General features: G+C 49.3%; 1 protein-coding gene. It reads right to left on the bottom strand.

Annotated features, from left to right (window positions below):
- The coding region (locus EQG68_RS15180; protein ID WP_164975488.1) for a hypothetical protein at positions 1–219 on the bottom strand (219 nt) is incomplete at both ends.

The raw sequence follows: 219 nt of genomic DNA, 5'->3' as shown, positions 1-219 counted from the left end.
GTGACCACGTTCCGCCCGTTTCAGGGCTATTGCCCAATTGTGTGAATAAATCTACTGCCGGACTTGTTTCACATAAAACAATACTGTTATCAGTTCCCGCATTGGGGATGGGGTTAATTGTGACTGTAACTGTGGTGCTTTGTGGGGTACAAGGTGCTGTGCCGCTTACTGTATAGGTATACACGCCTGCGGTGTCTTGTGCCGGGTCAAATACGCCTG

The organism is Flavobacterium piscinae, assembly GCF_004122145.1.
GTDB lineage: Bacteria > Bacteroidota > Bacteroidia > Flavobacteriales > Flavobacteriaceae > Flavobacterium > Flavobacterium piscinae.
This window is presented reverse-complemented; position numbering and strand designations above follow the sequence as displayed.